The organism is Paenacidovorax caeni, assembly GCF_001298675.1.
Taxonomy (GTDB): domain Bacteria; phylum Pseudomonadota; class Gammaproteobacteria; order Burkholderiales; family Burkholderiaceae_C; genus Paenacidovorax; species Paenacidovorax caeni.
In genome coordinates this window covers 1-4,645 of sequence record NZ_CYIG01000090.1, presented here as the reverse complement: position 1 = coordinate 4,645, position 4,645 = coordinate 1, and the positions used below count along the sequence as shown (strand labels likewise).

The window sequence follows — 4,645 nt, the reverse complement described above, 5'->3', positions numbered from 1 at the left end:
TAGGCAACAAAAACCGCAACGCATCCATCGGCACACTGAAGCGCACCACCCCGCGGGGCGAATCTGACAGCAACAGGCCGGCCCCCAGTAGTTTGCCGATGAGTGTGGTCGCCGTGCGTTCGCCAAGCCCGGTCATGCGCGCGAAATCCCCTCGGGTGATCGAGCCTTGTGTGACAAAAAGATAGTGCAAGGGCCGCAGGGCCTCCATGCGCAACCCTCGTTTGCCCATCTGCGTTTCATACGCGAGCAGTGCGCTCAATCTTCCCAACATCTCTTGCTGATTGAGCATGCGCTGCATGAAGCGCACCTCGCCCAGCCACACGTCGAGGAAGAAGTCGATCCACGCCACCAGCATGCGCTCGCTAAGAGGCCCTTGCGCGTCCAGATCATCCAGACCGGACTGATCCGCATCACCCAGCCTCTGGAAATACCTGCCGCCACTTCTTGCCAGCCCGCGTAGTGGCGACCAGAGCCCTGGTGCTAGGTCAATAGACTGCATGACGGCCAAGGTCTGCAGGCGAGCGACACGTCCGTTGCCATCGACAAACGGATGCATCCACAGTAGACGGTGGTGTGCGGCGGCAGCCGCAACGATCTGCATTTCCCCCGGTCGCACTGTCCCGTAGCCCTTGGACCACTGCTGCAACAGCGCCCCCAGACACTGCCAACCCGGCGCGACATGGTGTCCCATGACCACGTCACATGTGCGTAGCACCCCAGGCGAATAGGTCGCCTTGTTGGTGCCACCTTGCTCACCAGGAGGGAGTCCGTCCCCATCCTCGTGACCCCGAGGGCTAAAGAGGTGGGAGTGGATAGACCTAACGGTATGGGCCGCGTACAGATCGGCTGGGAGTGGGGATGATTCTTGGATCCAGCGCTCGGTCTGTATGTGCGCCACTGCCAAATGCTGAAGCCGGGCCGTTTCAGCCTCATGAGAAAACCTGCCCAAAAGTGCCTGTGCAATCTGCAGTGGGCTGGCGTGCTCGCCTTCGATCTTGTTCGAATAGTAGGCATTCATCGACTGCAGAAGCACCCCCAACTCCGTATTCACGCCGCCTGGGAAGGCACCGCTCAGCCGTGCCGCCTCTATCCGAAGGTCATGGGCCTTCTCCAGCAGCTTATCCGCCCGAGGGGTGCTGGGTAGAAGTGGCTCAAGGGCTGTTGGAGCGTTCAAATGTGGCACCATTTGCGGATCATAGACCTCATGCAGTCTTATGATCTAAAAGAATTTATTCAGAAATTCTGGTGAGCATTTGCGGATGTGTATACGGCTCGTGCAAACAGTGTCGGTGAACTAGCGTTTTTGCCAAGCAACTGAGCTCGCCGCTGTCCTGGGGCATGAGGTTGCAGAGGCTCCGCTCGTGGCGCTACCGCAGGGCCTGTACCGCTACGAGCCGCAACGCCACGTGCTGCTGCTCATCAAGGCCGAAGACGTGCGCCGTGTGACGGATTACCAGGACTTCGTCGACAACGCGCCTCTGGACCTGGTCTACGTCGCTGACCACGGCCGCATGAAGATGGTGCCCGCCGCGCAGCGTGAGGCCTACGCCTCGGTGGCTGCGGGTGCCCTGTCGCAGAACGTTTACCTGTTTTGCGCCTCGCAAGGACTGGGCACGGTGGTGCGGGCCTGGTTTGACCGCGATGCGCTGACGAAAGCCATGGGTTTGACGAATGATCAGCACATTCTGCTGACGCAGACGGTGGGCTACGCGAAGCGCTGATGTCGGCCAGGTACTGACTTCGGGCCTATCGGCGTAAGCGGCAGATTCAGGTTGTGTACGGACGACATTAAATCCAGAAGATTGATCCTTATCGGCGATCCAATACCGGTCCTTCTCCAAGCAAAAACCTTGAATGACCGCTGCCAGACTCAAACCAACCGGCCTCCACAAAACCCGGGACGGCTCACGATGGTTGACGAGGTCGCCATATGAAGGGAAGACAAGACGTGAGCAACAAGAAAACCAAAGCACCGAGCAAGAAAGACCGGCTCCGGCAGTCATGCGATGACCGGCTACGAATATCAGATCGACGTCTCCGTCTGGTTGGCGCTCGACCTAGTGCTGTCAAGTGAGTTCGCGAAGGAAGTTGTCCTCGAGCCGGCCACCGAGGAAGACATCGAAGCAGATCTTACCGAGGCCGAGCCTGGGCGCGTGGTGACGACCGCGAAGGTCGACCAATACCGCTTGATTGTTCAGGCCAAGCTCCGGAGCGGCGATGCCTGGTCCGTTGCGGAAGTGAAACGACTGCTTGAGCACGGAACAAACCGCCCGTCTGCGGCGAGCCGACTGGTGGATCCGCAGAATCGATACCTCCTGGTGACATCCGCCGGTGTGAACAGAGTGGCCCGAGGCCTGCAGGTTCGCAGCGCAGGGCTATGGCCGAAGGCCGCAGATACAGCTACCTCCATCAAGGCTGCGCTGCCTGCAGGTTCAGCGGGACGGGTGGCGATCGTCGGAAACCAGGACATAGAGCGGCTCGAGCGAGACATCAAGGCCTTGCTCTCGGAGAAGCTGCGCGTGCCGAACGCGAGGTTGGAGGAGTGCCGCCGAAAGCTCCGGGACGAAGCACGCGCTCGCATGGCTGGTGCCGGTGGCGGCCGTTGGACGCGCGTAGAGCTCGAGGACGTCATACCCGATAAGGCCGTGACAGCATCCAGCTGGGCTTCGCTGTTCACCCACATGCAGCGTCCCACTGCCATGGCCAGTGAGGTTGCGGTCGATCGGTCGTCTGGTTCCAACTCAGGCGACGCCAACAGCCCTGTCATGCCATGGCCCACACGCGCGGCCACATTAGGCATGGCCCTCACAACGCGCGAGGTGCCGAGCAATTGGCGCAATGTGGGTATGCGTACCCCAGCAACAAGGCTGACGACCAATTGGCCTGACAACCAGGGGCGCAGCGCCAGTAAGGCTTCACCCAGGTGCTGAGGCTTGACCGCCAGCACCATTACATCTGTGGCATGCCATGTTGTATCGGGTAGAGCTCGAACTGCCACGCGGAACTGGAATCGCAGTCGCTGCCTGGTGGCATCGGAGGGTGCCACTACTGTGATCCGTTCCGGCGAAACGCCTTGAGCGGTTAGTCCGCCAATCATCGCGGAGGCCATGTTGCCTCCGCCCAGGAAAACCTCGTGCTGCGCTGCTGGCAACGGTTGGCCTGTTGGTGCCGTCACGCTTGGGCCTCTTTCGCGAGGAAAGTCTGGATCAGGGTCAGCGTTTCGTCAGGATGCGTTCGATGAGGCACATGGCCACAGTCCTTCAAAATGTGCAAAACTGCGGGGCCGCGGACCTCCTGGGCGATGTGTTGCGCATGCCGCACCGACCCATACTCGTCGCCATCCCCATGCAGGACCTGCACCGGACACCTGATATTGGGCAGCAGGGCATCAAGTGACCACGTGCTGAATACATCGGATAGCCAGGTGTCGACCCACGCATGCAGCACCCACGTGGCTTTGTCCCCGTGGTGTGAACTCAGGCGATCCATGGCACCCGGGCTGTCGAATTGCTGCTCTGCGACTCGGATTCCTTGACGTATGCCGTCATCAACCCAAGCTTGAGCAGATACGCTGACGAGACCTTCGCAGGCTTTGGGATGCGATGCGGCACATGCCACAGCCATGCCTGCACCCACGCTATGCCCCATGACTACGAACCTACTCAAGTCGAGCTGTTCGCAGACGGCCATGAAGTCATTCTTGGCTTCGTCCTGCACGAAGTCGGCTGTCAGCTTGCCTGGGTGTGTGGCCGACTCCCCAAAGCCCAAACGATCGTAGGCAATGACCTCGCGGCCTGAGGCTGCCGCAAGCCGATGGGGAAAGTCGCGCCAAGTGCTCACGCAGCCCAGAGAGTCATGCAGCAGCACAACAGGCGCGCCTTGGTGTTCGCCTGTCGGCGTCCAGCGCTTGGCATACAGCCTGCCCCTTGAACTCTCGATCCAATGCGGGCGAGCATGGACTGTTGTTGTGGCTTGCATCACTGGTCCAGTTGGTATGCCGAGGAGGTGAACAGTGCGATGCGACGCTGCTCGCTGTCTGACACCACGACTTCATAGTGCGCGAACTTTCTGCTGCTTCCCACTCGCGTGGCTGTTGCCATCAGTACCTGGCCTTTTGGGTAAGCGTCGCCTCAACACCCTCTTGACGAGGAGGACGGGAGGCAGTCAAACGTCTACGACGTGGCGCAGCAGGGCGAAGCCGACGCGCCAATGGGTGCCGTCGCCGGGGTCGATGGTGGCGGTGCGGCTGTTGATGCGCACGATGGTGCCCACCACGGTCTGCAGGTACTTGTCCTCGAAGGCCACCTTCTCGCCACATCGGAAGTCGTTGCGCGTTGGTCGCGGTGCAGCGGGCGGCTCAGGCGCCACCGCTTGAGCATGCTCCGCAGGATCGGGCTGCGGCGGTTCGATCGCGGCGTAGGGCAGCTTCCATTCTTTGCGTTCCTGCAAGTCCTGCAAGGTGACCTGTGTCTCGCGCATGGCCACGACCTTGCCCTGGCGCAGGCTGCCATCGCGCCAGTCCACAAAGCGCACCGTCTGGCCCAGGTGCATGTCCTTGCGCACGGCAATGATGCGCCGCGGATCGGCCAGCAGCCGCTCGATCAGCGTGCTCAGCTGGAACAGCTCCAGGCTGCTGGCGCTCTGC

General features: G+C 61.0%; 5 protein-coding genes. 1 reads left to right on the top strand and 4 read right to left on the bottom strand.

What is annotated here, in order from left to right:
* Nucleotides 1–1,018, bottom strand: a 1,018-nt coding sequence (locus tag BN2503_RS18595; protein ID WP_233495133.1) for a Fic family protein, incomplete at its 3' end; no start/stop codon positions are given.
* Between the two features lie 343 nt (nt 1,019–1,361).
* Between BN2503_RS18595 and BN2503_RS18590 the strand changes: the two genes are divergently transcribed.
* On the top strand, nt 1,362–1,721 hold the full coding sequence (locus BN2503_RS18590; protein ID WP_233495132.1) for a nitroreductase family protein: 360 nt from the start codon (nt 1,362–1,364) through the stop codon (nt 1,719–1,721).
* A gap of 473 nt (nt 1,722–2,194) precedes the next feature.
* Here BN2503_RS18590 and BN2503_RS21410 read toward each other — a convergent pair whose 3' ends face one another.
* The 3 genes from BN2503_RS21410 to BN2503_RS18575 form a co-directional block, all read right to left on the bottom strand.
* Entirely contained in the window at nt 2,195–3,097 is a 903-nt protein-coding gene (locus tag BN2503_RS21410; protein WP_353611903.1) for a pyrroline-5-carboxylate reductase family protein, read from the bottom strand.
* Nucleotides 3,098–3,171: 74 nt separating this feature from the next.
* On the bottom strand, nt 3,172–3,978 hold the full coding sequence (locus BN2503_RS18580) for an alpha/beta fold hydrolase (RefSeq protein WP_054258079.1): 807 nt from the start codon (nt 3,976–3,978) through the stop codon (nt 3,172–3,174).
* A 186-nt stretch (nt 3,979–4,164) separates the two neighbouring features.
* Nucleotides 4,165–4,645 (bottom strand): hypothetical protein (locus BN2503_RS18575; protein ID WP_148639781.1); only part of this gene is annotated, 481 nt, incomplete at its 5' end.

Coding starts and splice junctions, on each gene's coding strand:
- BN2503_RS21410 (WP_353611903.1), bottom strand. CDS start 3,097: ATGATTGGCGGACTAACCGCTCAAGGCGTTTCGCCGGAACGGATCACA.
- BN2503_RS18580 (WP_054258079.1), bottom strand. CDS start 3,978: ATGCAAGCCACAACAACAGTCCATGCTCGCCCGCATTGGATCGAGAGT.